General features: G+C 75.0%; 1 protein-coding gene. It reads right to left on the bottom strand.

All coding sequences use genetic code 11. From position 1 onward, the window contains the following. Positions 1–232, bottom strand: a 232-nt coding sequence (locus RZA33_RS19840) for a hypothetical protein (RefSeq protein WP_317510113.1), incomplete at both ends; no start/stop codon positions are given.

The raw sequence follows: 232 nt of genomic DNA, 5'->3' as shown, positions 1-232 counted from the left end.
CCCAGCGCATAGTCGCCGGCCTTCAGGGCCTGCAGCCGTTGCAGATAGCTGCTGGCCAGCGGCGTGGCCTCGCCGCGCAGCGCGCGCAAATGCCAGCGTACCCAGCGGGCATAGCTGTCCGGGCTGACGGTGGTGCCGTCGCCGGCCGGCCGCAGCACTTCGAGCCAGGCCGCGCTGTCGGCATCCTCGGGCGGCACCGCGCTGAGGCGGGCCTGGGCTCCGGCGTGGCCGA

Origin of the sequence: Halovibrio sp. HP20-59 (genome assembly GCF_033052795.2) — a bacterium.
Lineage (GTDB): Bacteria > Pseudomonadota > Gammaproteobacteria > Pseudomonadales > Halomonadaceae > Vreelandella.
Note: the sequence above shows the minus strand (reverse complement) of the source record. Positions and strands in the feature narration are given on the sequence as shown.